General features: G+C 45.3%; 16 protein-coding genes. 9 read left to right on the forward strand and 7 right to left on the reverse strand.

Annotation, left to right across the window (positions count from 1 at the left end):
- Positions 1 to 46: 46 nt before the first annotated feature.
- From hslU to ORQ98_RS07220, 3 genes are all read right to left on the reverse strand, one after another.
- On the reverse strand, positions 47 to 1,387 hold the full coding sequence (gene hslU, locus ORQ98_RS07210) for an ATP-dependent protease ATPase subunit HslU (protein WP_274688113.1): 1,341 nt from the start codon (positions 1,385 to 1,387) through the stop codon (positions 47 to 49).
- 28 nt (positions 1,388 to 1,415) lie between these two features.
- The gene (gene hslV, locus ORQ98_RS07215) at positions 1,416 to 1,958 is read right to left on the reverse strand and encodes an ATP-dependent protease subunit HslV (protein WP_163835957.1); all 543 of its coding nucleotides are present in this window, start codon (positions 1,956 to 1,958) and stop codon (positions 1,416 to 1,418) included.
- Positions 1,959 to 2,112: 154 nt separating this feature from the next.
- Positions 2,113 to 2,748, reverse strand: coding sequence for an SPOR domain-containing protein (locus ORQ98_RS07220; protein ID WP_274688114.1), 636 nt, complete (start codon positions 2,746 to 2,748; stop codon positions 2,113 to 2,115).
- A 719-nt stretch (positions 2,749 to 3,467) separates the two neighbouring features.
- On the opposite strand from ORQ98_RS07220, the gene argS reads away from it, so the two are divergent.
- Positions 3,468 to 5,210 carry an arginine--tRNA ligase gene (argS, locus tag ORQ98_RS07225; RefSeq protein ID WP_274688115.1) on the forward strand — a complete coding sequence of 581 codons (1,743 nt, stop codon included), beginning with the start codon at positions 3,468 to 3,470 and terminating at the stop codon, positions 5,208 to 5,210.
- A 213-nt stretch (positions 5,211 to 5,423) separates the two neighbouring features.
- Here argS and ORQ98_RS07230 read toward each other — a convergent pair whose 3' ends face one another.
- The 3 genes from ORQ98_RS07230 to ORQ98_RS07240 all read right to left on the reverse strand — a co-directional run bounded on the left by ORQ98_RS07230 (position 5,424) and on the right by ORQ98_RS07240 (position 15,331).
- Positions 5,424 to 10,826 carry a beta strand repeat-containing protein gene (locus tag ORQ98_RS07230; RefSeq protein WP_274688116.1) on the reverse strand — a complete coding sequence of 1,801 codons (5,403 nt, stop codon included), beginning with the start codon at positions 10,824 to 10,826 and terminating at the stop codon, positions 5,424 to 5,426.
- Between the two features lie 437 nt (positions 10,827 to 11,263).
- Positions 11,264 to 12,886, reverse strand: a complete 1,623-nt coding sequence (locus tag ORQ98_RS07235; protein ID WP_274688117.1) for an Ig-like domain-containing protein — start codon at positions 12,884 to 12,886, stop codon at positions 11,264 to 11,266.
- Between the two features lie 195 nt (positions 12,887 to 13,081).
- Positions 13,082 to 15,331 (reverse strand): primosomal protein N', encoded by a 2,250-nt coding sequence (locus tag ORQ98_RS07240; protein ID WP_274688118.1) that lies wholly within the window; start codon positions 15,329 to 15,331, stop codon positions 13,082 to 13,084.
- 286 nt (positions 15,332 to 15,617) lie between these two features.
- Here ORQ98_RS07240 and rpmE point away from each other — a divergent pair, with 286 nt between their 5' ends.
- The 4 genes from rpmE (at position 15,618) to ORQ98_RS07260 (ending at position 19,632) form a co-directional block, all read left to right on the forward strand.
- On the forward strand, positions 15,618 to 15,833 hold the full coding sequence (gene rpmE, locus ORQ98_RS07245) for a 50S ribosomal protein L31 (RefSeq protein ID WP_274688119.1): 216 nt from the start codon (positions 15,618 to 15,620) through the stop codon (positions 15,831 to 15,833).
- Positions 15,817 to 16,644 (forward strand): thermonuclease family protein, encoded by an 828-nt coding sequence (locus tag ORQ98_RS07250; protein ID WP_274688120.1) that lies wholly within the window; start codon positions 15,817 to 15,819, stop codon positions 16,642 to 16,644. The genes rpmE and ORQ98_RS07250 overlap by 17 nt, the downstream gene beginning before the upstream one ends.
- A 40-nt stretch (positions 16,645 to 16,684) precedes the next feature.
- The gene (locus tag ORQ98_RS07255; protein ID WP_274688121.1) at positions 16,685 to 18,121 is read left to right on the forward strand and encodes a M48 family metalloprotease; all 1,437 of its coding nucleotides are present in this window, start codon (positions 16,685 to 16,687) and stop codon (positions 18,119 to 18,121) included.
- 245 nt (positions 18,122 to 18,366) lie between these two features.
- Positions 18,367 to 19,632 carry a malic enzyme-like NAD(P)-binding protein gene (locus tag ORQ98_RS07260; protein ID WP_274688122.1) on the forward strand — a complete coding sequence of 422 codons (1,266 nt, stop codon included), beginning with the start codon at positions 18,367 to 18,369 and terminating at the stop codon, positions 19,630 to 19,632.
- 222 nt (positions 19,633 to 19,854) lie between these two features.
- Here the strand turns inward: ORQ98_RS07260 and ORQ98_RS07265 are convergent, their stop codons facing one another.
- Positions 19,855 to 22,200 carry a penicillin-binding protein 1A gene (locus ORQ98_RS07265; RefSeq protein WP_274688123.1) on the reverse strand — a complete coding sequence of 782 codons (2,346 nt, stop codon included), beginning with the start codon at positions 22,198 to 22,200 and terminating at the stop codon, positions 19,855 to 19,857.
- 185 nt (positions 22,201 to 22,385) lie between these two features.
- On the opposite strand from ORQ98_RS07265, the gene ORQ98_RS07270 reads away from it, so the two are divergent.
- The 4 genes from ORQ98_RS07270 to ORQ98_RS07285 are packed head-to-tail and all read left to right on the forward strand — an operon-like array spanning position 22,386 to position 25,182.
- A complete protein-coding gene (locus ORQ98_RS07270; protein ID WP_425347673.1) occupies positions 22,386 to 23,447 on the forward strand; it encodes a pilus assembly protein PilM in 1,062 nt (353 codons plus the stop codon).
- Positions 23,447 to 24,025 (forward strand): PilN domain-containing protein, encoded by a 579-nt coding sequence (locus ORQ98_RS07275; RefSeq protein WP_274688124.1) that lies wholly within the window; start codon positions 23,447 to 23,449, stop codon positions 24,023 to 24,025. Before ORQ98_RS07270 ends, ORQ98_RS07275 begins: the two co-directional genes overlap by 1 nt.
- Complete coding sequence (locus ORQ98_RS07280; RefSeq protein ID WP_274688125.1) at positions 24,022 to 24,633, forward strand: type IV pilus inner membrane component PilO; 612 nt, start codon at positions 24,022 to 24,024, stop codon at positions 24,631 to 24,633. Before ORQ98_RS07275 ends, ORQ98_RS07280 begins: the two co-directional genes overlap by 4 nt.
- A gap of 15 nt (positions 24,634 to 24,648) precedes the next feature.
- Positions 24,649 to 25,182 (forward strand): pilus assembly protein PilP, encoded by a 534-nt coding sequence (locus ORQ98_RS07285; protein ID WP_274688126.1) that lies wholly within the window; start codon positions 24,649 to 24,651, stop codon positions 25,180 to 25,182.
- The last annotated feature ends 120 nt before the right edge of the window (positions 25,183 to 25,302 follow it).

A 25,302-nucleotide genomic window follows, 5' to 3' on the forward strand; every position in this document is an offset into this window, starting at 1 on the left:
CCCTAAAATTCTTCCATGAAATGTACTATTACGACTATAGCCTTATTTACAGAATATAACGACTTAAATCTTCATCCTGTGCTAAATTGCCTAAATGTTTATCTACATAGCTGGCATCAATTTTTAGTGGTTCGCCATTTTGCTCACTGCCTAAGTCAGCAGCACTATAAGATATTTCTTCAAGTAGTCGTTCTACTACCGTATGTAAACGGCGAGCACCGATATTTTCGGTAGTTTCGTTAACTTGCCAGGCCACTTCAGCAACACGAGTAATACCATCATCGGTAAATTCTATGGTTAAGCCTTCAGTGCTAATTAACGCTTGATACTGCTCTGTTAAAGAGGCGTCTGGCTCAGTAAGAATACGTTTAAAGTCTTCTACTGAAAGTGCATTTAACTCAACACGAATAGGCAGACGACCTTGTAACTCTGGAATTAAGTCAGATGGCTTAGACAGGTGGAATGCACCTGAAGCAATAAATAAAATATGGTCTGTTTTTATCATGCCAAACTTGGTGTTGACGGTGCAGCCTTCGATTAAAGGCAGTAAGTCCCGTTGGACCCCTTCGCGAGAAACATCAGCATTACTGCCAGATGAGCGTTTAGCCACTTTATCTATTTCATCAATAAAGACAATACCATTTTGCTCAACAGCATTTAATGCTCTTGCTTTTAATTCATCTTCATTGACTAATTTAGCTGCCTCTTCATCTTGCACCTGTTTCAAGGCGTCTTTAATTTTCATTTTGCGAGTTTTTTTACGGCTGCCAGACATATTTGAGAACATGCTTTGCAGCTGGCTGGTCATTTCTTCCATGCCAGGAGGCGCCATAATCTCAACACCGATTGGGCTATCTTTCACTTCGATGTCAATTTCCCTCTCATCTAGCTCACCTTCGCGTAGCTTTTTACGGAATACCTGGCGAGTAGTGGAGTTGTCTTTTTCTTGAGAGTTTTCTTCAAAACTGCGTGCGGGAGGAAGCAGTGCATCTAAAATGCGCTCTTCAGCAGCATCTAAAGCACGATGCTTAACTTTTTCCATTTCTTCTTCACGCATCATTTTGATGGCTGCATCAGCTAAGTCACGCATAATGGACTCAACATCGCGGCCTACATAACCAACTTCAGTAAACTTGGTGGCCTCTACTTTTATAAAAGGTGCCTTGGCAAGCTTAGCTAAGCGGCGAGCAATCTCAGTTTTACCGACACCAGTTGGGCCGATCATTAAAATATTTTTAGGGGTGATTTCGTTGCGAAGTTCTTCGTCCAACTGCATTCGGCGCCAGCGGTTCCGTAAAGCAATCGCTACGGCACGCTTGGCTTCATTTTGGCCGATAATATGCTTGTCTAATTCATGGACGATTTCACGAGGGGTCATGTTGGCCATAGTAAACCTGTTTGCTACTGATCAGTGATTATTCGCAGTCTAGTTCTTCAATCGTGCGGTTGTGGTTGGTATAAATACAAATATCTGCTGCTATTTCCAACCCTTTTTCTACGATATCGCGTGCGCTTAGTTCGGTGTTTTCCAGTAGTGCTCTTGCTGCAGACTGAGCAAATGGGCCGCCAGAGCCAATGGCAATTAAGCTATCTTCTGGCTCGATCACATCGCCATTACCGGTAATAATCAATGAAGCTTTTTCATCAGCAACAGCTAGCAGTGCTTCTAGTCTTCTGAGGGCTCTATCAGTCCGCCAGTCTTTGGCCAGTTCGACCGCTGATCTCACTAAATGACCTTGGTGCTTCTCAAGCTGGGCTTCGAAGCGCTCAAATAAGGTAAATGCGTCCGCAGTACCACCAGCAAAACCGGCAATGACTTTGCCATTGAATAGGCGGCGGACTTTCCGGGCATTACCCTTCATGACGGTATTGCCTAAAGAAACCTGACCATCACCACCAATAACTACTTTACCTTGACGACGAACAGATAAAATCGTCGTACCACGATATTGTTCCAAACTTGATTCCTCTCTATTGATGAGGGCTGCCTGCTCTTAGGCTCGTAATAAAGCAGTCGCTAAAACAACTTCTTACAGTTTAGTTAACAAGAGCATATGCACCACTATTTTAGAGGTATATGGGGGGGAGCTGGCGGAATTCAAGCAGTGACTATCATCTGATCCGCACAGCCAATGAATCTATTTTGTTACTGGCTAGTAAGGTTTTCGCTTTACCAAGCTTATCTTTAGTTTTAAATGGGCCAACTTGCACCCGAAACCAGGTTTCGCCATTTTTAATATTAACTTTTTGGGTTTGAGCGGATAGTCCCATTAAAATTAGCTGTGCTCTGCGCCGATCAGCATCTGTTTTATTTCGGAATGATCCTGCTTGTAAAACATAGCTTTCATTAGCTGACGGCTTAGGTTGTACAGGTTTTTCTGGTTTGTTGTTTTCCTGGTTAACCGTAGGCTTTGGTGCGGGCTTTGGTTTTGCTGGCGCAGGGTCTGAAACAATGGTCTCGTTTTCAGTCAAAATAGTGTAAAAATCAAACACTGCTTTTGTCGGCTGCTGTGAGTTAGCTGATTTCTCTTGAGCAGGCTGGCGTGACGGACTGTTATTGGCCACGGCTTGCTTTAAATCGATAGCATTAGGTGCCAGCTTAAACAGCAGTGCAATGAATAACCCAACAACTACCCCGGTAAATAACCACATCCAAGGTGGCATTGCCGATTTACTGGCTGCTGGTTTTTTTTTGCTTGCCCCACGTTTAGGTGAGCTGTTTTTTGTTTTGCGATTAGCTTGAGCCATAAGTGACAGATAAGATGTTATCAGTAATCTCAAGGGTTTATTAACGTTTGTTTGATGTGACTTAAAAAGCCTCGGTTAAGACGCGAGGAGTGCAGTTTGATTATTCCAAATAAACGACAAGCAACGCCGAGAGAGGTTTTTTAAACCACAACCCAAAGGGCTAGGGCTATTATTTCACTGTCTTGTATTGTCAGTTGCTACACATTGCGTCTTTCGCCTTATATAAAATAATAGCCTTCAGCAGACGCTTCGAGCAAATGTCAACAGACCCTATTGTAACATTCATAATAGTAACTGACACAAACTTAACAGGCTTTGTTTTTCAGCTATCCTGCATCTTTGAGTATATTAACTACCAAAAATATAAAGTTAACACATGTGTATTTTTTTGGGGCTCGTGTAGCATGAGTGTTTTTTGCAAGGGTTATGGGATTTTTGAATGATTAACAAACAACCTGGGGCCAGTTCATGTTGAGTTAGAAAAAGGATTTAGGTACCATTTTTCCATGAACAAACTATCACCCTCATTATCTCAATGTTTGCAGACAGCTGTCCTAGCCTGGCAGGCCCCGTTTGCACAGCGACGACGATAATCATCCCTACATTGATGCAACTCCAGGCACTTGCTTGCTGTCCTTAGTTGTTAACCGGGCATGCTAGAATGCCTTTAGCCAAACCTTATTGTTGACCTTAGCCCCCAGTGTTAGTAAGGAATTGTAATGAATATTCGCCAGTATCTTGAAGCGAAAGTGAGTGAAGCGCTCGTAGTGGCAGGAGCACCTGCAGGATCACCTGGAGTGGTAAGGCCGAGTTCCCGAGCCAACTTTGGTGACTATCAAGCAAACGGGGTTATGCCTATTGCTAAAAAGTTGGGTATGAACCCTCGTGAGTTTGCAGAGCTGGTACTAGCCAAGCTTGATTTAGATGAAGTGGTAGATAAGCTCGAAATTGCTGGCCCTGGCTTTATCAATATGTTCCTTAAGCCAGAGTGGATGGCTGATCAACTGATTACTGCTCAGCAGGATGAGCGAGCTAACATCCAACCAGTGAGCAAACCACAAACAGTCGTTGTTGACCTGTCTGCGCCTAACCTGGCGAAAGAAATGCATGTAGGCCATTTACGTAGCACCATTATTGGGGATGCTGTAGCCAGAACTTTGGAGTTTCTCGGCCATAAAGTGATTAGGCAAAACCATGTGGGCGATTGGGGTACTCAGTTTGGAATGCTGATCGCGTACATGGAAAAGCTGACTTCAGAAAATCCAGATGCGTTGTCTATGGAGCTTTCTGATCTGGAAAACTTTTACCGTGAAGCTAAAAAACTGTTTGATGAAAGCCCTGAGTTCGCTGATCAATCTCGTGAATATGTAGTTAAACTGCAAACAGGTGATGAGCATTGCAAAAACTTATGGCAGCGCTTTATTGATATTTCACTTTCCCATAGTGAAGAAGTGTATGAGCGGTTGAATGTGTCATTAACACGTAATGATGTAATGGCAGAAAGTGCTTATAACGATGACCTGCCTAATATTGTTAATATCTTGTCTGATAAAGGTCTGTTAAAAGAGGACCAGGGCGCAAAAGTCGTATTTCTGGATCAATTTAAAACCAAAGATGGTGACCCGATGGGGGTGATTATCCAGAAAAAAGATGGAGGCTATCTTTATGCTACCACTGATTTAGCTGCGACTCGCCACAGAAGTCGTACCCTTCATGCGGATCGGGTACTGTATTATGTTGACGCCCGCCAATCACAGCACTTTCAGCAGGTTTTTACCATTAGCCGGTTAGCCGGTTTTGTGAGCGAAAATTGCTCTTTTGAGCATCATCCATTTGGCATGATGTTAGGTGAGGATGGTCGCCCATTCAAAACCAGAGAAGGCGGAGTAGTTAAGTTAGCTGAATTACTTGACGAGGCTGAAGAGCGTGCTGCTGTAGTATTGGCAGATAAAGGCACTAACTTGGATGAAGAGCAAAAAGTCAAGGTAATTCGTGCTGTAGCAATGGGTGCAGTTAAATACGCAGATCTGTCAAAAAATCGCACCAGCGATTATGTGTTTAGCTGGAATAATATGCTGGCCCTTGATGGCAATACTGCACCTTACTTGTTGTACGCTTACACGCGTATTCAAAGTATTTTCCGTAAGGCGAATGTTAATCCTCAAGCATTGGAAGGTAGCATTCAGGTAGCAGAGCCAACTGAGCGGCAACTGGCTATTCAGTTATTACGTCTCCATGAAACAATTGAGACAGTTGCTTTAGACGGTACTCCTCACTTGTTATGTAGTTACCTTTATGAATTATCTGGTGCGTTTATGAGTTTTTATGAAAAATGCCCAGTAAATAAAGAAGGAGTTGCAGAAGAGGTTAAAAATAGTCGACTACTGTTGTGTGCTTTGGTAGCTAAAACCCTGAAAATTGGATTGGATGTACTTGGAATTGAAACAGTAGATCAAATGTAGCTTTTAGTAGCATTGGAGGAGAGAGGCTTTAGTGTCCGATATGGAATAACAGGCTATTCTTCCTCCGCTCTTGAAGGGCCATCCTTAGCCCATCAAGAGCTAAAAAGACATCCCTGTCTTAGCTACAGAATACCCTATTACCCCATATCCCTAACTTATGAGTGAACCTGCCCACCTGTGCCCTTAGGGTATAAAGTTCATTCACAAAAGATATTAATCTGTTAATAAACTTCCATCGCTAACTAAGTTAGAAATAATTGTACTGCTATTGCTGGTGCCATAGTGGCTGGTTAAATCTACATTATCTAACACTATTTTTTGCGTAACTTGCCCGTCGCCGTTATGCGCGACATCTATTGTTGTATCGCCACCAGATGCACTAACAGTGAGGAATTGATCTAAAGTACCTTGAGTTTCCCCTACTAATAAATCCTGTAAATGTAGTACATCGTTTTCAGCAATATTAAAATCCATAATAGTGTCAGTGGTAGGTGAAGCAAGTGTGCCTTGGTCATTTAAATTCCAATCAAAAGTGTCGGCTCCTGTGCCGCCTGTTAAGGTATCTGCACCAGAACCACCAATAATTAAATCATCACCGCCACCACCAGAAAGAATATCGTTGCCGCCTAAGCCTGCCATATAGTCTCCAGCAGATGTACCAGTAAGAGTGTCTTCGCCACCTGTTTGATGAATAACTGTATTTCCAGTAATTGAATTAACTAAATAACTAGAGCCTTGTGATTCACCATTTTCCATAAGTGCAGTAAATTTAACTTGGTCAAAACCTCCGCCAACTACAATATTAAAACTGCCTTGGCCATCACTAGTACCATTAAAATCACCTTGGCCAACTAAAGCTCCATCTTTGTAGGCTTCCCAGTGGCCTACTTCATTATCGCTGGAATATAGTCGAGCAAAGTTTACAGTCGAATCAGTCATATCTTGGTCAAAATCTATGGTCATAACTTCAGATTTATTCCATATAGTGCTGTAACTAATCTCATCTAATTTTGTATTCCACTCATTAAATAAAGTCAGTGCATCTATACCAAAACCTTCGCTACCGTAAGCATCAATATTGCCAGCTTGTAAAGCACCAGTAAATAAATTTACTTTTTGGGCACTTGCCTGGAAGCCTTGGTTAGTAGTTGTGTAGTTATTTACATCAATTGTTATATTACTGCTTTGCGAGGCTGGGGCAGTGCCTGTAATAGTATTTAAAATATCCATATCCATTTGCGCACTGTTACTACTCCAATTAGTGCCATCACTGACTTGATAATTAAAAGTTGCAGCCTGACTTCCAGAAACCCCGTTAGCAGGCTGGTAAGCTAATAAATTATTATTTATATCACTAATTGAAATTTCATCATTTATTGATACGGCAGAGCCGTTTAATAATAATTGTCCTGAAACTGGTAAACTCGTAATTTTTACAGAAGCTAACGCACTACCTGCATCAACATCGGTAAATTTAAAATTACTGGCTGAAAATGTGTAAGTCGTATTTTCAACTGCCGTAACTGTATTATTTGCTATGGTAGGGGCCTCATTTACATCGGTAATATTAATTGTCACCTGAGCTGTTGTTTGATTGCCGGCTAAATCGGTTGTTTTAACATTATGCTGAACACTATTAGCACCTGCTTCGTAATTTAATAAATCTGCTGTGGCGCCAGCTGCGGTTAAGGTAATTGCACCAGTATTTGCGTCAATTTGAAAATATCCGTCACTACTGGTTTGAGTGTCATTGGAAAAACTATAACTTAAGGTGGTTGTATCGGTACCACTGGCTGTACCAACAGTTGTACTTGAAGCACTGTTTTCTGCAAGGCTAAATACCGAATTATTAAAGGTTGGATTTGTCGTATCAATAGTTACTGGCAAGCCTGAGGATAACGCACTGACATTACCGGCGGCATCGGTCGCTCGAGCGGTCAGGGTGTGATTGCCGTCCGCCAAGGTGGTGCTGGTGTGATCGACACTCCAGTTCCCTGAACCATCCGTGGTGGTGGTGCCAATCGAGACCCCATCAATAAACACCTCGACGGAGCTGTTAGCCTCGGCGGTGCCGCTGAACACTAGGGTGTTATCCGAGGTGATTTCATCGGCATTACTGGCGCCCGTGTCATTACTGATGCCGGTGATTGAAGGGGCTGCCGGGCCACTGGTATCAATGGTCATCGGTAAGCCAGCCGATAAGGGACTGACATTACCGGCGGCATCGGTCGCCCGAGCGGTGACGATGTAATTGCCATCGGTCAGGGTGGTGTCGGTATGGTCAACGCTCCAGTTACCGGCGCCACCGGCAGTCGTCGTGCCAATCGAGACCCCATCAATAAACACTTCGACGGAGCTGTTCGCCTCGGCGGTGCCGCTGAAGACTAAGGTATTGTCTGAAGTGATCTCATCAGAGTTGCTCGATCCGGTATCAGCGCTGATGCCCGTCACGGCGGGGGCGGCAGGGCCACTGGTATCGATCGTGATCGGTAAGCCAGCCGATAACGCACTGACATTGCCGGCGACATCGGTCGCTCGCGCGGTCAGGGTGTAATTGCCATCGGCCAAGGCAGTACCAGTATGATCAACACTCCAACTCCCTGAGCCATCCGCGGTGGTGGTGCCTATGGAGACGCCACCAATAAACACTTCCACCGAGCTGTTCGCTTCGGCGGTGCCGCTGAAGACTAAGGTGTTATCCGAGGTGATCTCATCGGCATTGCTCGCGCCCGTATCATTGCTGATACCGGTGATGGTGGGTGCCGCGGGACCACTAGTATCCACGGTAACCAGTAAGCCGGTAGACAGGGCGCTGACATTACCGGCAGCATCGGTCGCCCGAGCGGTCAGGGTGTAATTACCATCGGCCAGGGTAGTGCTGGTGTGATCGACGCTCCAATTACCAGCACCATCAGCAGTCGTCGTGCCAATGGAGACCCCATCAATAAACACCTCGACTGAACTATTGGCCTCAGCGGTGCCGCTAAAGACTAGGGTGTTATCCGACGTGACTTCATCGGCATTGCTCGCCCCGGTGTCATTACTGATGCCGGTGATTGAAGGGGCTGCCGGGCCACTGGTATCAATGGTCATTGGCAAACCAGCAGACAGGGCACTGACATTGCCGGCGGCATCGGTCGCTCGCGCGGTCAGGGTGTAATTGCCGTCCGCCAAGGTGGCACCGGTATGATCAACACTCCAGTTACCGGCGCCATCGGCGGTGGTGGTGCCAATCGACACCCCATCAATAAACACTTCCACCGAGCTATTGGCTTCCGCGGTGCCGCTGAAGACTAAGGTATTGTCTGAAGTGATCTCATCAGAGTTGCTCGATCCGGTATCAGCGCTGATGCCCGTCACGGCGGGGGCGGCAGGGCCACTGGTATCGATCGTGATCGGTAAGCCAGCCGATAACGCACTGACATTGCCGGCGACATCGGTCGCTCGCGCGGTCAGGGTGTAATTGCCATCGGCCAAGGCAGTACCAGTATGATCAACACTCCAACTCCCTGAGCCATCCGCGGTGGTGGTGCCTATGGAGACGCCACCAATAAACACTTCCACCGAGCTGTTCGCTTCGGCGGTGCCGCTGAAGACTAAGGTGTTATCCGAGGTGATCTCATCGGCATTGCTCGCGCCCGTATCATTGCTGATACCGGTGATGGTGGGTGCCGCGGGACCACTAGTATCCACGGTAACCAGTAAGCCGGTAGACAGGGCGCTGACATTACCGGCAGCATCGGTCGCCCGAGCGGTCAGGGTGTAATTACCATCGGCCAGGGTAGTGCTGGTGTGATCGACGCTCCAATTACCAGCACCATCAGCAGTCGTCGTGCCAATGGAGACCCCATCAATAAACACCTCGACTGAACTATTGGCCTCAGCGGTGCCGCTAAAGACTAGGGTGTTATCCGACGTGACTTCATCGGCATTGCTCGCCCCGGTGTCATTGCTGATGCCCGTCACTGTCGGGGCGGCGGGGCCACTGGTATCAATGGTCATCGGTAAGCCAGCCGATAAGCCACTGACATTACTGGCGGCATCGGTGGCTTGCGCGGTCAGGGTGTAATTGCCATCGGCCAAGGTGGTGCCGGTATGATCGACGTTCCAGTTACCCGAGCCATCGGCGGTGGTGGTGCCGATCGACACCCCATCAATAAACACCTCGACGGAGCTGTTCGCCTCGGCGGTGCCACTGAAGACTAAGGTGTTATCCGAGGTGATTTCATCGGCATTGCTCGCGCCCGTGTCATTGCTGATACCAGTAATGGCTGGGGCGGCGGGACCGCTGGTATCCACGGTAATGGGCAAGCCAGCAGACAGGGCACTGACATTACCGGCGGCATCGGTGGCGCGGGCAGTGATCGTGTAATTACCATCGGCCAGGGTAGTGCCGGTATGATCAACACTCCAGTTACCCGAGCCATCGGCGGTGGTAGTGCCAATGGAGACGCCATCAATAAAGACTTCGACGGAGCTATTGGCTTCCGCAGTGCCGCTGAAGACTAAGGTGTTATCCGAGGTGATCTCATCGGCATTGCTCGCGCCCGTGTCATTGCTGATGTTGGTAATGGCTGGGGCCGCAGGGCCACTGGTATCAATGGTAATCGGTAAGCCGGCAGAAAGGGCGCTGACATTACCGGCGGCATCGGTGGCCTGAGCGGTAACGGTGTAATTGCCATCGGCTAAGGTGGTGCCGGTATGATCAACGCTCCAGTTACCGGCACCATCAGTAGTGGTGGTGCCAATGGAGACCCCATCAATAAACACCTCGACGGAGCTGTTCGCCTCGGCGGTGCCGCTGAATACTAAGGTATTGCTTGAGGTAACCCCACCATTATTGCTGATGCTACTCATAGTCATAGCGGGTGTAGTTGGTGGGCTGGCATCTGCTTGGTTATGGGATGCTACTTCTTCAGTATTGTTAATTTCCGAGTTGCTATCTAACACTGGCGCTTGGAGGCGTGTGATTTGAGATTTGTCAGAATTGACATCATTTATTGATGTTTTGTTATCAGCAACATGGCTATTTGCTGCTAGTGCTAATGAGTTGCTTTCTACTAATTCTGTCTGGCTGGGGCTTGCTTGAGTTTCAGCTTGATGTGGTAAGGGCTGATTTATGTGGCTAATAGTTTCTAAAACAGGAGAGGCTGTAGCATAACTACTAGCATAACCACCCCGAGAAATGGTTTCTGAGTCATCTCGGTAGATCACTGGGTTTGCTATTTCTTCTGCTGTTCTTTCCTCTACATTAACTACTGGAGCAAAGCCTGTTGCTGAAAGCTTATTGAGAAAAGCGCTTGAAAAGATTGCTGGCTGACTAACTACTGTAAGCTGAGCTTTACTGCTTTCAGCTGTAACATTCTGGGAGTAATCATGAACCTCTGAAGAGGTAGTTTGATTAAGCTCAAATAGACTACCAAGCTTTAGATTTTCCCCTGTGTGCTGAAAGGGTTGATCAACTACTTTTGGCTGGCCAAACTTTTCTTCAATATTACCCTTAGAATAAACTTGGCTGCTTTGCATTAATTGGCTACCCGCTAGCAGTAAAGCAGTAGCGGTAGCCTCATCTGAAAGACTTTTAGCGAAGTCGGTCGGCTGGTTTTGAGCGGCCATTGTTATTCCTTTGTAATGACCACACCTTGCTAGGACTAGCTATTTCATCACTCCGAATTAGTGCCTAACATCGCAAGTACTTCGTGGGTGTTATTATTTTTAACACTTATTGAGCTTTATAAGCAGATTGTATTTTGGTTGCTCGAATGATAGAAGTACTTACTTATACTATCTTGCGATAATGCTATGAGGTTAATGAGTGAAAGGGCACTTTGGTTAACAAGATACCCTTTTTATCAATACTGCGGACAGTTTTATAGGTGTTGTATGTTAGTGTTTACGGGGGAAGTGCTCTACTCTCATATACTTTATTGCAAGATAGCCTGAGGCTTAACATGCAATAAACTCCTCCTTCCTATGGTACATGGCCTGTAGAGCAATGTTTTATAATTCAAAAACTGTCTACAGTATTGTTTTATTATAATTGAAATATACAGCTAGCCATGTACAACAGTTTGTTCATGATTTTCTAAGAGGCTGTCCAGCAAAATATTATTGTAAGCTCCAAGCTGTAACTCACTACTATGATGTTCGTCATTACTCGCCGTTGATGAGGGTAACTCAGTCTGCTGATCAGCTGCTGGTATTAGCTGAGCAGTACTGGCTGACTCATGATCAATTAACACATCTTGCAAGTCGAGTGACTCTGGTTGGTTAAGATTGACAACCATAGCCTCATATTCAGGCTGAAGGTTTGATAATAGGCTGAACTCATCGCTATTAGTTGCATTTAGGTCACTGGAAGATGCTAGTAGGCTGTCTTCTTCAATCAAGAAACTAGAGAAGTCATTCCACGCCGTTACAATCTCAAAAGGTACCTCATAAGGCATCGCCGTGCTATTACCCGCTTTATCAAAGCTGACTAATGTTAGGGTGTAGCTACCATCTGCTAAGTTGGTATGAGTGTTATCAAAATTCCAGTCGCCTTGAGTATTGGTAGTGGTTGTACCAATACTGATGCCATCTATAAATAATTCAACTGTTGTATCTGGCTCTGCCTTGCCGCTAAAAATCAGCTTGCCATCATCAATAAAGCCATCAGATGCACCATTACCATTTGAGCCCTGAATATCCCAAAGCTCAGGCTCTAGTTCTGGGTCAGAAGTATCAATCAAGATGGGGAAGTCTTTAGATTCAGGGCTTTTAATACCATATTCATTAGTGCTTTGTGCGGTAATGATGTAATTACCATCAGGTAAAACAGTATCAGTATGGTTAAACACCCACTCGCCTTTGTTATTGGAAATAGTAAAGCCAACACTAACCCCATCAATAAATACTTCAATAACGCAATTCGCGGCTGAATTACCAAAGAAATAAAGTGTATTGTCTGACGTTATGCCATCAGAATCACTAAAGCCTGTGTCCATTGAAATATGAGTGACTTCTGGAGTGATAACTACAGGTAATTCTGGCTCAGGTTCTTCGGGCTCTGGTTGTGGCTTAGGTTTTTCAGCAACTGGTTGCTCTGGGATAGGGTCAGGCTGAGTCACTTGTGGTTCTAGGACTACAGGAGGAGTCAGTGTAGTTGGTGTGGCAACACTCAGGTTCGGTGAGGTTAATTTAATACCAGCCTCTTCAGCCTGCTCTGGCACTTTAAATTCGTAGGCAAGAGGAGCTGTTTTAAAGCCATTGCTAGCAATAGTATGGTTGCCATCACGAAATATTAAAGCCAGTTCTTTAGTGCCTTCAGATAAGGCTACTTGGCGGATTGGGTGATAACCAATGGCCTGGGTAGAAGGCAGTATTTGGCTCGGGTCGGCACCTGCACTAATAAGCTGCTGGATGTCTAGGTAAGAGGTTGTGCTGGTAGTCGGCAGCAAAGCTACAAAATTAGGGGTAAAGCTGCTGCTGCCAGCCTCTTGAGTCATGCTGTCTGCAGTAGTTTTGAGGCTAGTATGGGGCAGAGAAAAATCTGGTACAGAAGTGGTAAGTGTCTCGTTGTTTTGAGTGAGTGCCTGCAGGCTAGCGTCATCAGTATTTTGCTGAAGAATCTGAGTTGAGTAACGAGCAATGTTACTGGCAATTGTATTTAGCATACCCATTGTTAAATCCTCCATGATTTTACTTAAGCCGTCCTTAATTCGGCTTGTGCTGGGCGGGCTTATGTATAGTTGTTATGTTTTAACATTAGTGGTGTTTATATTGGTTGCCAGGTAAGTTAGTCTAAACTGTGAGCTGGTTTGCGTAAGGGGTGGTTTGTTTTGAATGCAAGTCACACTTTGGTGGATTTGCTTGCTTATAGCAGTGTGCAACTACCCCATATCTTGAGGATCAACATCTACTGACCAGCGCACTTGTCGACTGAGCTTGCTGTTCTCCAGACACTGGATAAGCAGTTGAGTTAGCTGGTGGAGTGGCTGGCGTTGACGGGCATGTAGAGCCAGCTGATAACGAAACCGCCCTTGTCGTTTCTCCATCGGGGCGGGTAGTGGTCCAAGAATATCAACACTGTTAAATAAGGAGGCTGCTAGATCAGTTTGCTGGATGGTTTGGCAAGCTTCATTTAATAGGGCCTCAGCTTTTTGCTGGTGGGGAGATTCGGCTCTTAGCAAAACCATATAACCAAAAGGAGGCAGGGAAAGTCCTTGCCTCTCCTTGAGCAGTGACTGGGTCAGTTCATCATAAAGCCCAGCCTGAAGAAGCTGCAGCATCCTGTGATCTGGCTGGTGGGTTTGAATAATGACTTCACCCTGAGCTGCCGCTCTGCCTGCGCGCCCTGCCACTTGAGTTAGTAGTTGAGCCAGTTTTTCTACTCCACGAAAGTCAGCACTGAATAAGCCGCTATCTGCATCAACTACCACTACTAAACTGACTTTAGGAAAGTGGTGGCCTTTAGCGAGCATTTGGGTTCCCAGCAAAATCGCCGGCTTTTCTTGGTGGATTTTTTCCAGTAACTCCTGCATAGCGTTTTTGCGCTGAGTGGTATCGCGATCAATACGGATCAGCTCAGTTTCTGGAAACCACTGGCTAAGCGTTGCCTCGCATCGCTCGGTTCCTGTACCAACTGGGTGAAGGCTGTTTTGCTGGCATTGAGGACAGAGCGTTGGAATATTTTCTTCTACACCACAGTGGTGGCAGCGTAATAAAGGTGGGTAGCGGTGTAGGGTTAAGTGGGCATCGCAATGGCTACAATCTGATAGCCAGCCACACTCGTGACAAATAAGGGTTGGGGCGAAACCGCGCCGGTTAATAAAGACTAAAACCTGATTGCCTGTGGCTAAATGACTAGCCATCAATGGCTGCAGGTCAAGGGCTAACCCATCAGATAACGGCTTGCCTTTCAGGTCCAGCATATTGATTGCTGGTGGTTTGGCATCTCCTGCTCGATCAGGTAGTTCCAGCTTTTGGTAGCGACCCATTGCAGCATTATAGAGTGACTCTAGTGCAGGGGTAGCAGAGCCCAGTACTATAGGTGCTAGTAATTGGTTTGCCCGATAGACTGCCACATCACGAGCAGAGTAGCGGAGGTTATCTTGCTGCTTAAATGAGCCGTCGTGCTCTTCATCAATAATAATGACCCCAGGGTTGGCTAGTGGCGTGAAAATAGCGGAGCGAGTACCGATGATAATACCTGCCTGACCTGAAGCTGCTGCCTGCCAGGCTTGCCAGCGCTCTAAATCTGTTAAGTTGGAGTGTAGGGTAGCAATAGGAACGCTGAACCTGGCTTGAAACCGTTGTAGGGTTTGCGGGGTTAAACCTATTTCAGGAATGAGCACTAAAGCCTGTCGTTTTTGCTTTAAGCAAGCCTCAATTATCTGTAAATAAACCTCTGTTTTCCCACTGCCAGTCACTCCTTGTAACAAGAAACAGCAAAACTGCCCTAACTGCTGACTCACTGTAGTAACCGCCTGTTGTTGCGCTGGATTAAGCGTGAGAGCTGGTTGCCGCAATAGATTGCTTGGCCATGGTTTGGCAGTCGCTGGCTCGCGAGACTGAACTTCTGTAATTAGCTGCTTTTGTCTGAGGCCTTGGACTATGTGACTGGCGATACCAAGCCCTTTGAGCCCTGCCAGAGTCAGGCCTGATGGGTGCTCTAATAAAGTCTTATAGGCTGCCAGCTGTTTCGGGGCTCGTGACAGGGCAATGGTCTGATCTTGATCAGCTGTAGCTGCTCTATATTTTGTAGCAGTGCCGTAGCCAGCGGTTTTCCCTTGCCTTAGCACGGCGGGAAGAGCAACTTGTAAGGTTTCTCCTAAACTGTGGTGGTAGTACTTTGCGGTCCACTGGCACAATTTGAGTAGCTCAGGTGGTATCAATGGTTGCTCATCAATTAACTCTAATACTGGTTTGAGTTTGTCAGCTGGCCAGTCTGAGTGATGGCTGGTGTTAATCAATACTCCAATCAGCTGTCGATTTCCAAAACTGACCTTTACCCGAATGCCTGGCTTTAGAGGCTCACCTTTCCAGCGGCGAGGGGGGTAATAGTCGAATAAACGCCGAAAGGGAACGGGCAAAGCAACTTGTAAATAGGTGGTTGGGGCCTGAGAGTCTGGTTGGCTCATTGAGTAGATGGCTTAAGGCTGGAAAGTAAATATCTTTACATCGAAAAGTGATTCTTGGTGGGCATATCTTGACAGAAGTTGCTACGTGAGCCAATGCTTGGATACCGTTGCCTAAATGTTATAGGTGCCTTTAAGCACATTGCTTGCTTATTTAGTGCACTCTGGTAAGATGCGCGGTCTGATTTAAAAGCCCTATACGGCAGAATTTTCGTGCGGTGCTTGACGGCTAGTCAAATAATCAATGGCAGCTGATCAAGTAGCGGTACAATCCCTTGAGGAATAGTCCATGAAAGCTGATATTCATCCAACTTATGAAGAAATTACTGCAACTTGCAGTTGTGGTAATCAAATCAAAACTCGCTCTACTCTGTGCAAAGATATTCACCTAGACGTTTGCTCTGCGTGCCACCCTTTCTATACTGGTAAGCAGAAAGTATTGGACTCTGGTGGTCGTATTGAGCGTTTCAACAAGCGTTTCTCTGTGCGTGGTCTTAAAAAATAAAACTGTGCACTTCGGCTTAAAAAAGGCGCTACTGATTAGCGCCTTTTTTATTGCCCTAAAAACCTTCCTTTTCCCATCTACTGGTTGGGCAGCGGATAACTGCCAGCTACCAGGCCCCTGGCAATCAGCAGCATTGGCTAAAGTGCTAGATGGCGACACGTTGCTACTGGAAACTGGAGAAAAGGTCAGACTTATTGGTATAAATACGCCAGAGCATGCCACCGAAAAACGTCGAGCTGAACCATTTGCCAAGCAGGCAACTCGGGCTGTAAAGGTGTTTTTCAATAATCAACACACGATTAAATTACAGCGAGGCCGAGAACCAAAGGATCACTATGGTCGAACCCTGGCTTACGTCGCTCGATCTGACGGAATGCTGCTTAGTGAGTATCTCGTTAGTTATGGGCTGGCATTTTACTTGGCTATTCCCCCTAACCTGCAGCTACTTCCTTGCTTAATGAAAGCAGAGAGACAAGCCAGGCGACAGCAAACAGGTTTGTGGGAACACTATCAGCCGATTACAGTTCAAAATATCAAACAGGCTGGATTTAGCTTGGTTGCTGGCAAAGTGGAAAAAGTCAGTCAGGCTGCAAATGGTGTATGGATTGATTTGGTTGGAAAGCTGACATTGTTTATTCCTAGAAACAATCTGAAGTACTTCAGTAGAAGCTCATTTGATCAGATTAAAGGTCGACAGGTAGAAGTGAGAGGTTGGTTAATTGATCGCAGTGCTGGAGGGCGTAAACTAAAAAAGGGAAGGAAGCGTTGGATGATGAAAGTTTCTCACCCAGCGGCGATCATATTTAAATAGGTGATTTTAGATAAAGATCACTATGATAGGAATCTCTGTAATGTCTCGTTTATTGGCGATTTCTTTTGTTTTATTGGCAGCCTTGCTTACTGGTTGTGCTGTTAATCCTGCCACCGGTAGCCGTGACTTTGTACTGATGTCTGAAAGTGAAGAAGTGTCTACAGGGCGTCGTCATGCAAATCAAATCAGCAAGCAGCTACCGATTTATCCAGATAAAAAATTACAAGCCTATGTACAAAGAGTGGGTCAACGAATAGTGGCAAGAAGCCACCGACCAAATTTAGCCTATCAATTTACAGTTATTGATACACCAGACATTAACGCGTTTGCCTTGCCTGGTGGGTATATATACATCCATCGTGGCCTGATGGCTTATCTAAACTCTGAAGCTGACCTGGCTGCTGTTCTTGCCCACGAGGTGGGTCATGTGACTGCAAGGCATAGTGTTCGCCAACATAGTGCAAGCATGGCCACAGGCATCCTTGGACAGGTTGTGGCTGCTTATACGGGTGTGGGAGTGGCAGGTGATCTCACCAGCTTATTAGGTACCGCAGTGGTGAGAGGCTATGGTCGGGAGCATGAGCTGGAAGCTGATCGGCTAGGGGCAGAATACCTGGCTAATGCAAACTATAATCCCCAGGCAATGATTAATGTGATTGGGGTATTAAAAGATCAGTCTACATTCTCAGCCAGTAAAGCGCGGGCTGAAGGTCGTGAGCCTGTGTCATATCACGGTGTTTTTGCAACTCACCCCAGACATGACGAACGTTTACAACAAGTAATTAACAGTGTGCCTCAAGTGTCGGGTGATAATGGTCGTGATCGCTATTTGCGAGCAATTAATGGCATGGCATTTGGTGATAGTACAGAAGCAGGGGTCCGGGTAGGGCGAGATTTTTTGCATAAACCAATGGGCTTGAAAATAACCTTCCCCAAAGGCTGGAAGATTCAAAATAACCCAGATAGTGTCGTTGCTTTGTCGCCTAATGAACAAGCCATATTGGCAATGAAATTACTCCCAATCAAAAACCAAGTACAACCAGCGGAGTATGTGCGAGACCTTATTGGCAGTGACCAAATGCTAGGGGGGCACGATATCCAAAAAGCCCGAATAAGAGGCTATTCTGCAATTGCCAGATCGGGCTATCAGGGGCAGCTTAAACGCGTGGCAATCATTTATTACCAAGGTAAAGTTTTTTTGTTGGTAGGTGCCACCAAACAAAGCCGCTATTTTTCAACCTATGATCCACATATGCTGGAAACTATACATAGTTTTCAAGTGCTGCCGAGAAGGGATTATAAAAAAGCAGAGGGTTTGAGAGTAAGACTAACTCGTGCCCGGCGTGGTGAAACCTTTGCAAGGTTGGCTAAACGTAGTGCCTTAAAAGAATATGCTGTTGAACAGCTGCGGTTGCTAAATCACTACTATCCTAGTGGAGAGCCAAAAGCAGGTGAATGGTTAAAAATAGTACAATAGTGTTACTCTGTGATCAGCTTATTTAGGCTGCTGCAAAAGGCAACGAGCGAAGCAAAGACAAGGCGAAAGTTAGTGATAAAGCGGAGTTTATAGTCAATAAATGAGCATTTTGAGCCTGGCTTTTAACGCAGTATTTGCAAGCGCAGTCGTTTTGCAGCAGCCTAATTGCGGAAGTTACCAGCTTGTTAGGCCCCCCCCTTTTTTATATGCTTCTTCCCACAAAATAAACAACCGGAATCATCGCCATGTCTGAGGATATGAAAAAAGCCGCTCTTGATTACCATGCCTACCCTAAACCAGGAAAAATCAGTGTTGAATTAACCACTGCAGCAGAAACTTCTCGTGACCTGTCCTTGGCTTATAGTCCAGGTGTGGCTGAGCCTGTGCGTGAAATTGCCAAAGATCCAGAAAATGCCTACAAATATACAGCAAAAGGTAACTTGGTTGCTGTTATTAGTAATGGTTCAGCAATTCTGGGCTTGGGTAATTTAGGTGCTTTGGCCAGTAAGCCTGTAATGGAAGGCAAGAGCCTTTTATTTAAAAAATTTGCGGGTGTAAATTCAATTGATATCGAGGTGGATTCTGAAAGTCCTCAGGCATTTATCGATACTGTTAAACGGATTGCCGACACCTTTGGTGGAATTAACTTAGAAGACATTAAAGCACCAGAATGCTTCGAGATTGAAAAGGCACTGATTGAAACCTGTAATGTGCCTATTTTCCATGACGATCAGCATGGTACCGCTATTGTTACAGCAGCAGGTATGCTGAATGCTTTGGAAATTGCAGGTAAAACTATTGAAGAAGCCAAAATGGTTTGCCTGGGAGCTGGTGCTGCTGCAATTGCCTGCTCTAAATTATTAATCAGCTGTGGTATGAAACCAGAAAATATTTTGATGCTGGATCGTAAGGGTGTAATCCACAGTGATCGTGATGACCTAAATCAGTATAAAGCTGCTTTTGCTAATGATACTGATAAACGGACATTGGATGATGCCATTGAGGGCGCTGATGTATTTCTTGGATTATCTGGACCTGATCTACTAAAACCAGAGCAGCTAGCGAAAATGGCTGACAACCCGGTTGTATTTGCGTGTTCTAACCCTGACCCAGAAATCAAACCAGAGTTGGCTAAACAAACTCGCTCAGATGTCATTATGGCAACGGGTCGTTCTGACTATCCTAATCAGGTAAATAACGTACTTGGCTTTCCATTTATCTTCCGGGGTGCACTAGATGTGCGTGCTATGGTGATTAATGAGGAAATGAAAGTAGCTGCGGTTCATGCCATTAAAGATTTAGCCAAGCAGCCTATTCCAGAGGAAGTCATTAAGGCTTATGGCGGCGAGAAAATGACTTATGGTCGAGAGTATATTATTCCTAAACCAATGGACTCTCGATTATTAGGTGAAGTGGCTGGTGCAGTAGCAAAAGCAGCGGTCGACTCTGGTGTTGCCAAAGCGCCTTACCCTGAGCACTATCCGCTAAAGAGCATTGCTGATGTTAAATAATCAGTTTTTTGCTTAGAAATAAAAAAGCCTCCATGTTAGGAGGCTTTTTTGTGTGTAACATTTTCTCTTCTTACATATTTTGGGTATCTCTAAAAATAGTAATTTTTTTAGGAGAGCAAGGCAGCACCGCACGGAAGGCCGCAGTGTATAAAGAAATACATGAGGACCTGAGTACGGAGCTAACGCAGCTATCATGTAAAAAGTGCATTTTTAGAGGTGCCCTTAAAAGATATCTTCGGTTTTCAGTGCTCCTTCATCATCCAGCCCAGGTAGTTCACTGGAAGGGTCGTACTTAGGAGCAAGCTCCGTTCTAAATATTTCAAAAATCGTATCATGAGCACTGGCCTGGGTTGGCTTGCCTGTATTTGCATTAATTTTGACTTTGACTAATCCGTCAGGCTGTTTCAGCGGGTGTTCAGGCTTACCTGCTAGTGCTAGCCCCATGTATTTAATCCAGATCGGTAATGCGGCTGTGCCTCCAAACTCGCGGCGACCTAAAGTAGAAGGCTGGTCATAACCCACCCAGACAGTTGTAGTCAGGTCACTATTAAAGCCAGAAAACCAGGCGTCAACTTGATCGTTGGTGGTGCCCGTTTTACCTGCAATATCAGAGCGTTTTAGGACTAATGCACGACGTCCGGTACCCCGCTTAATTACATCTTGCAGCATGGTGTAGAGAATGTAATTAGCGCGTTCATCCATGATGCGAGGAGCGGGCTTAAATGCTTCACCTTCTTCCACTGAGCCTGCCAAATAAGGCTGAGCTTGATAAACGGTGTTGCCTAGGTGCTCAATATGATCAATAAAGTAAGGTTCAACTCGGTAACCTCCATTGGCTAAGCTGGCGTAACCTTTAGCTAAGTCAATTGGGGTCATTGCGCCACTGCCTAGTGATAGAGATAGGTCTCTAGGAAGAGCTTCTGGGTCAAAGCCAAACTTATCAACATAGGAAAGCATTTTATTAATGCCCAGTGCCTGTAGTAGTCGAATTGAGACAAGATTACGGGATTGGTAAAGGGCTTTACGCAAGCGGGTTGGGCCAAGAAACTTACCACTGGAGTTTTTGGGGCGCCAGGCTTTATTGGTACTTGTGTCGTTGTAGATAATTGGCGCATCGTTAACAGTACTGGCTGCTGTGTAACCATTTTCTAGAGCTGCGCTATACAGGAATGGCTTAAAATTGGAACCTGGCTGCCGTGAGGCTTGAGTAGCACGGTTAAATTTGCTTCGATTAAAATCGAAGCCACCGACTATGGCTGTTACTGCTGCATCTGATGGCCGCAGTGATACTAATGCGCCCTGAACTTTGGGAATTTGAGCTAAATAGAGGGTTTCACCAACCTGAATAGTTCGTATTAAATCACCTACGGCAAGAATATCAGCTGCTTTTTTGGGCGCAGGACCTAAGCTGTTAACCGTTTTATGAAGCCGAGCCCACTTTAATCCATCCCAACTTAAGGTTTGCTCTCCTTTTTTAGTGAGGATGGTGGCTGTTTTTTTATCAAGACTAGTGACAATGGCAGGTACTAGACGGCCAATGGTAGACACCTTCTTGAGCGCTTGTTGCCACTTTTCCTGGTCAAAGCCTGCCTCAGGAGGCATTTGTTTTTCTGGGCCACGATAACCGTGGCGCCATTCATACTCCACAAGGCCATCCTGTAGCGACTGAGTTGCCATTTCTTGGTTACTGCTGTTAATAGTCGTATACACCGAATAACCATCTGTGTAAGCGTTGGGGCCATAACGGTCGACCATAGCCTTCCTAACCATTTCAGCAAGGTAAGGCGAATTAAGTTCAATAGTCAGACCATGATATTTGGCAACGGCAGATGCTTCTTTTGCTTGGTTGTACTGCTGCTCATCAATAAAGCCCAGTTCATTCATGCGGTGTAATATCCAGTTACGTCTTTCTAAAGCGCGGTCTGGATTAACAATAGGGTTATATTTGGAAGGTGCTTTAGGTAACCCTGCAATCATAGCAATTTCTGCAAGGTTCAGCTCATCCAGGCTTTTTCCATAATAGACCTGAGCTGCTGCTGCTACACCATAGGCACGATTACCTAAATAAATTTTGTTTAGGTAAAGCTCCAAAATTTCTTCTTTAGGCAGTTCTCGCTCAATTTGGAGCGCTAATAAAATCTCATTGAACTTTCGAGAAAAGACCCGCTCTCGGCTAAGGAAGAAGTTCCTGGCGACCTGCATGGTGATGGTGCTTCCTCCCGTTCTGATAGAGCCGCTTTGTAATAGCTGAACTGCAGCCCTGGCGAGACCCTTTGGGTCGACCCCGTGATGTGAATAAAAGCGATTATCTTCTGCTGCAACAAAAGCTTTAATCATAAGTTCTGGCAGCTCGCTATACTTGATAGGGGTTCGACGCTTTTCACCAAACTCAGCAATGAGTTTCTGGTCTGCAGAATAAACTCGCAGAGGTGTTTGTAATTTAACCTCTCTTAAAGCTTCCACATCCGGCAGACCAGGGCTAAGGTATAAGAAAGCGCTCGCTAAAATGAGGAATGTGCCACATATTGAAAGAAAAGTAGCCCATAGTAAAAATCTGATAAATGTCACAACTTTCCTCTAGATCCTACGAAATTGAATGGCTATGCGTAAACATGGGTGATTGTGCCGCGATTTACTGATCATTATAAGGACTTTTTTAGCATTTCACAGAATTGCGGAATCACTGCTACTGTTATTTAATGTAGAAAAGTAACTTTCATTTGTAAGTACCCGGTGCTGATAGGAAATTGGCTGTGATTGGAATGCTAAAAAAGAAAACTCCAACAGTCCTTGGTATCGACATAAGTTCAACCTCGGTCAAGCTAATTCAGTTGAGCAGGTCTGGCAGCCGATACAAAGTTGAAGCGTATGCAGTGGAGCCACTGCCCGATAATGCTGTCGTTGAGAAAAATATCAATGAAGTTGAGACGGTAGGGGATGTCATTGCTAAAGCGTTTAAAAAATCTCGAAGCGGCTGCAAAGATGTTGCAGTGGCTGTTGCTGGTTCGGCAGTTATCACCAAAGTGATAGAGATGGATGGTAACCTCAGTGAAGACGAGATGGAAACCCAAATAACGGTAGAGGCTGATCAGTATATTCCTTACCCGTTGGATGAGGTGTCCATTGACTTTGAGGTTGTCGGCCCTGCTGAACGTAACCCTGAAATGGTTGAGGTGTTGTTAGCTGCCTGCCGAAAAGAAAATGTCGATATGCGTGAAGCGGTACTATCTCATGCAGGACTAGCGGCTAAAGTGGTTGATGTGGAAGCCTATGCCATGGAACGCGCCTTTGAGTTGCTTGAGCCGCAACTGAAAGAAGTGGATGAGCCAACAGTCGCTGTTGTTGATATTGGTGCCACCATGACCACTTTAAGTGTGCTAAATAATGGCAAAACTATCTACACACGGGAGCAGCTATTTGGTGGCAAACAGCTGACGGAAGAAATTCAGCGTCGTTATGGGTTGTCGTTTCAAGATGCTGGGTTATCGAAAAAACAGGGTGGTTTACCCGATGACTATGAGCCTGAAGTGCTGAAGCCTTTTATGGATGCTGTAGTGCAACAGGTGTCTCGGTCGCTTCAATTCTTCTTTTCTTCCAGCCAGTTTAATGATGTGGACTATATTATTTTAGCAGGGGGTACAGCTTGTATTCCAGGTTTGGCTGCTATGGTGCAGGAGCGAATCGGCACTAAAACAATAGTTGCCAACCCCTTTGCTGACATGTCTCTGGCAAGGTCAGTTAACTCGGCGGCATTGATGAATGATGCCCCTTCACTAATGATTTCTTGCGGTCTGGCAATGAGGAGTTTCGACTAATGGCTCGGATAAACCTCCTTCCATGGCGGGAAGAGCTGCGCGAGGAGCGCAAAAAGCAATTTTTGATGGTTTTGCTGGGAACAGCAGTAGTAGCAGGCATCACGATTTTTTTAGGTGATATGCAAATTAATGGAGCTATCAATTATCAGCAGAGTAGAAATGAATTTTTGAAAAAAGAAATTGCTGCTCTTGATAAAAGAATTGTGGAAATAAAAGAATTAAAGAAAAAACGAGAAGAGCTGCTGGAGCGGATGAAAGTTATCCAGGATCTTCAGGGTAATCGGCCAATTATTGTCAGGGTTTTTGATGAGCTGGTTAAGTCTGTTCCCGATGGTGTTTATTTTACTTCTCTGGAAATGAAGAAAAATCAGTTGCTGGTTAATGGCTTTGCTGAGTCTAACAACCGAGTTTCCAATCTGATGCGGGATTTTGATAACTCTGAGTGGTTTACTAGTCCAAACCTTACTTCGGTAAAAGCTGCAGATAAAAGTGACCTGGCTAATCAGTTTGTATTGACAGTTAACCAGACGACCCCTAAAGCCCTTCAGGAACAACAGAAGAAGGAGCAGGAACAATGAGCTTTGCTGACTCCCTAAAACAGCTGAATGAGCTGGATCCTGAAAATATAGGGTCATGGCCGGCTTTTGCAAAAGCGTTTGTTGTGGTGATTCTTTTTGTAGCTGCAGTAGGGGCGGGCTATTATTTTCATTTAAGTGATTTAAAAAAACGTTATGACAGGGTTCAAGGAGAGGAGAGTACCTTAAAAGAACAATTTCGTCATAAAGCATTTCAAGCTGCTAACCTTGATGCATACAAAGCGCAAATGGTTGAAATGGAAAAAACCTTCGGTGCATTGGTGAAACAGTTGCCCAGTGATACAGAAGTGCCGGGTTTATTGGAAGACATAAGTCGTGCAGGTTTGGGTAGTGGGCTATATTTTAATGCAATACAGTTGCAGCCTGAAAAAGCGCAAGAGTTTTATATTGAACTACCGATCAATATTAGTGTGCGCGGCAACTACCACGATTTAGGTAATTTTGTTAGCTCCGTGGCCAGTTTACCAAGGATTGTCACCTTACATGATTTCAGTATTAAGCCTTCTGCTGATAACGCTGAAATTTTGAATATGGAAATAGTGGCCAAGACTTATCGCTATCATGATAAGTCTGAGGATGCGAGCCAATAGGAGACGAGGCACGAAATGAGCAAACCAATGCATGTGAAGTTGATTGCCTTGAGCGCCCTATGTGTTCTGGCTGGCTGCTCTCCCAGTGGTCAGTTTGCCGATTTAGAGCAGTACATTGAAAAGGTGCAAGATGAACCTAAAGGGCAGATTCCACCACTTCCTAAATTTAGAACGTATGAGGCCTTTGCCTATAGCGCCTCTGGCCTACGTAGTCCTTTCCTGCCTCCGGTTAAAATAGAAATTGCTAAAGATGAGCAGGAAGACTCAACAGTTAAACCAGACCCAAATCGCCAGAAGGAGTATTTGGAAAACTTTGGTATTGAGTCATTTGAGATGGTTGGCACTATGAGTAATGGTGCCCGGTTTTTAGGGCTGGTTAAAGGAGGCGATGGTATTCATAAGGTAGAAGTGGGTAATTACCTTGGTCGTAACCATGGCAAAATCACTGATATTAGTGAAACTAAAATCAGTGTAATTGAAATTGTCCCTACCGGAAAAGACCGGTGGGTCGAAAGGCCAAGAGAAATAGAATTAAAAGAAGGTGGCTAATCGGCGCAAAATTAACTATATCGTTTATAGGGGCGAACAAGGTAACTCTGTATTGGCAACCTAAAGCGATAAAAAAGAAACTGTAAAATAATAAAACTTCTTGCTAGTAAGTAAATAAAT

Origin of the sequence: Spartinivicinus poritis, assembly GCF_028858535.1 — a bacterium.
In the GTDB taxonomy this organism is placed as follows: Bacteria; Pseudomonadota; Gammaproteobacteria; order Pseudomonadales; family Zooshikellaceae; genus Spartinivicinus; species Spartinivicinus poritis.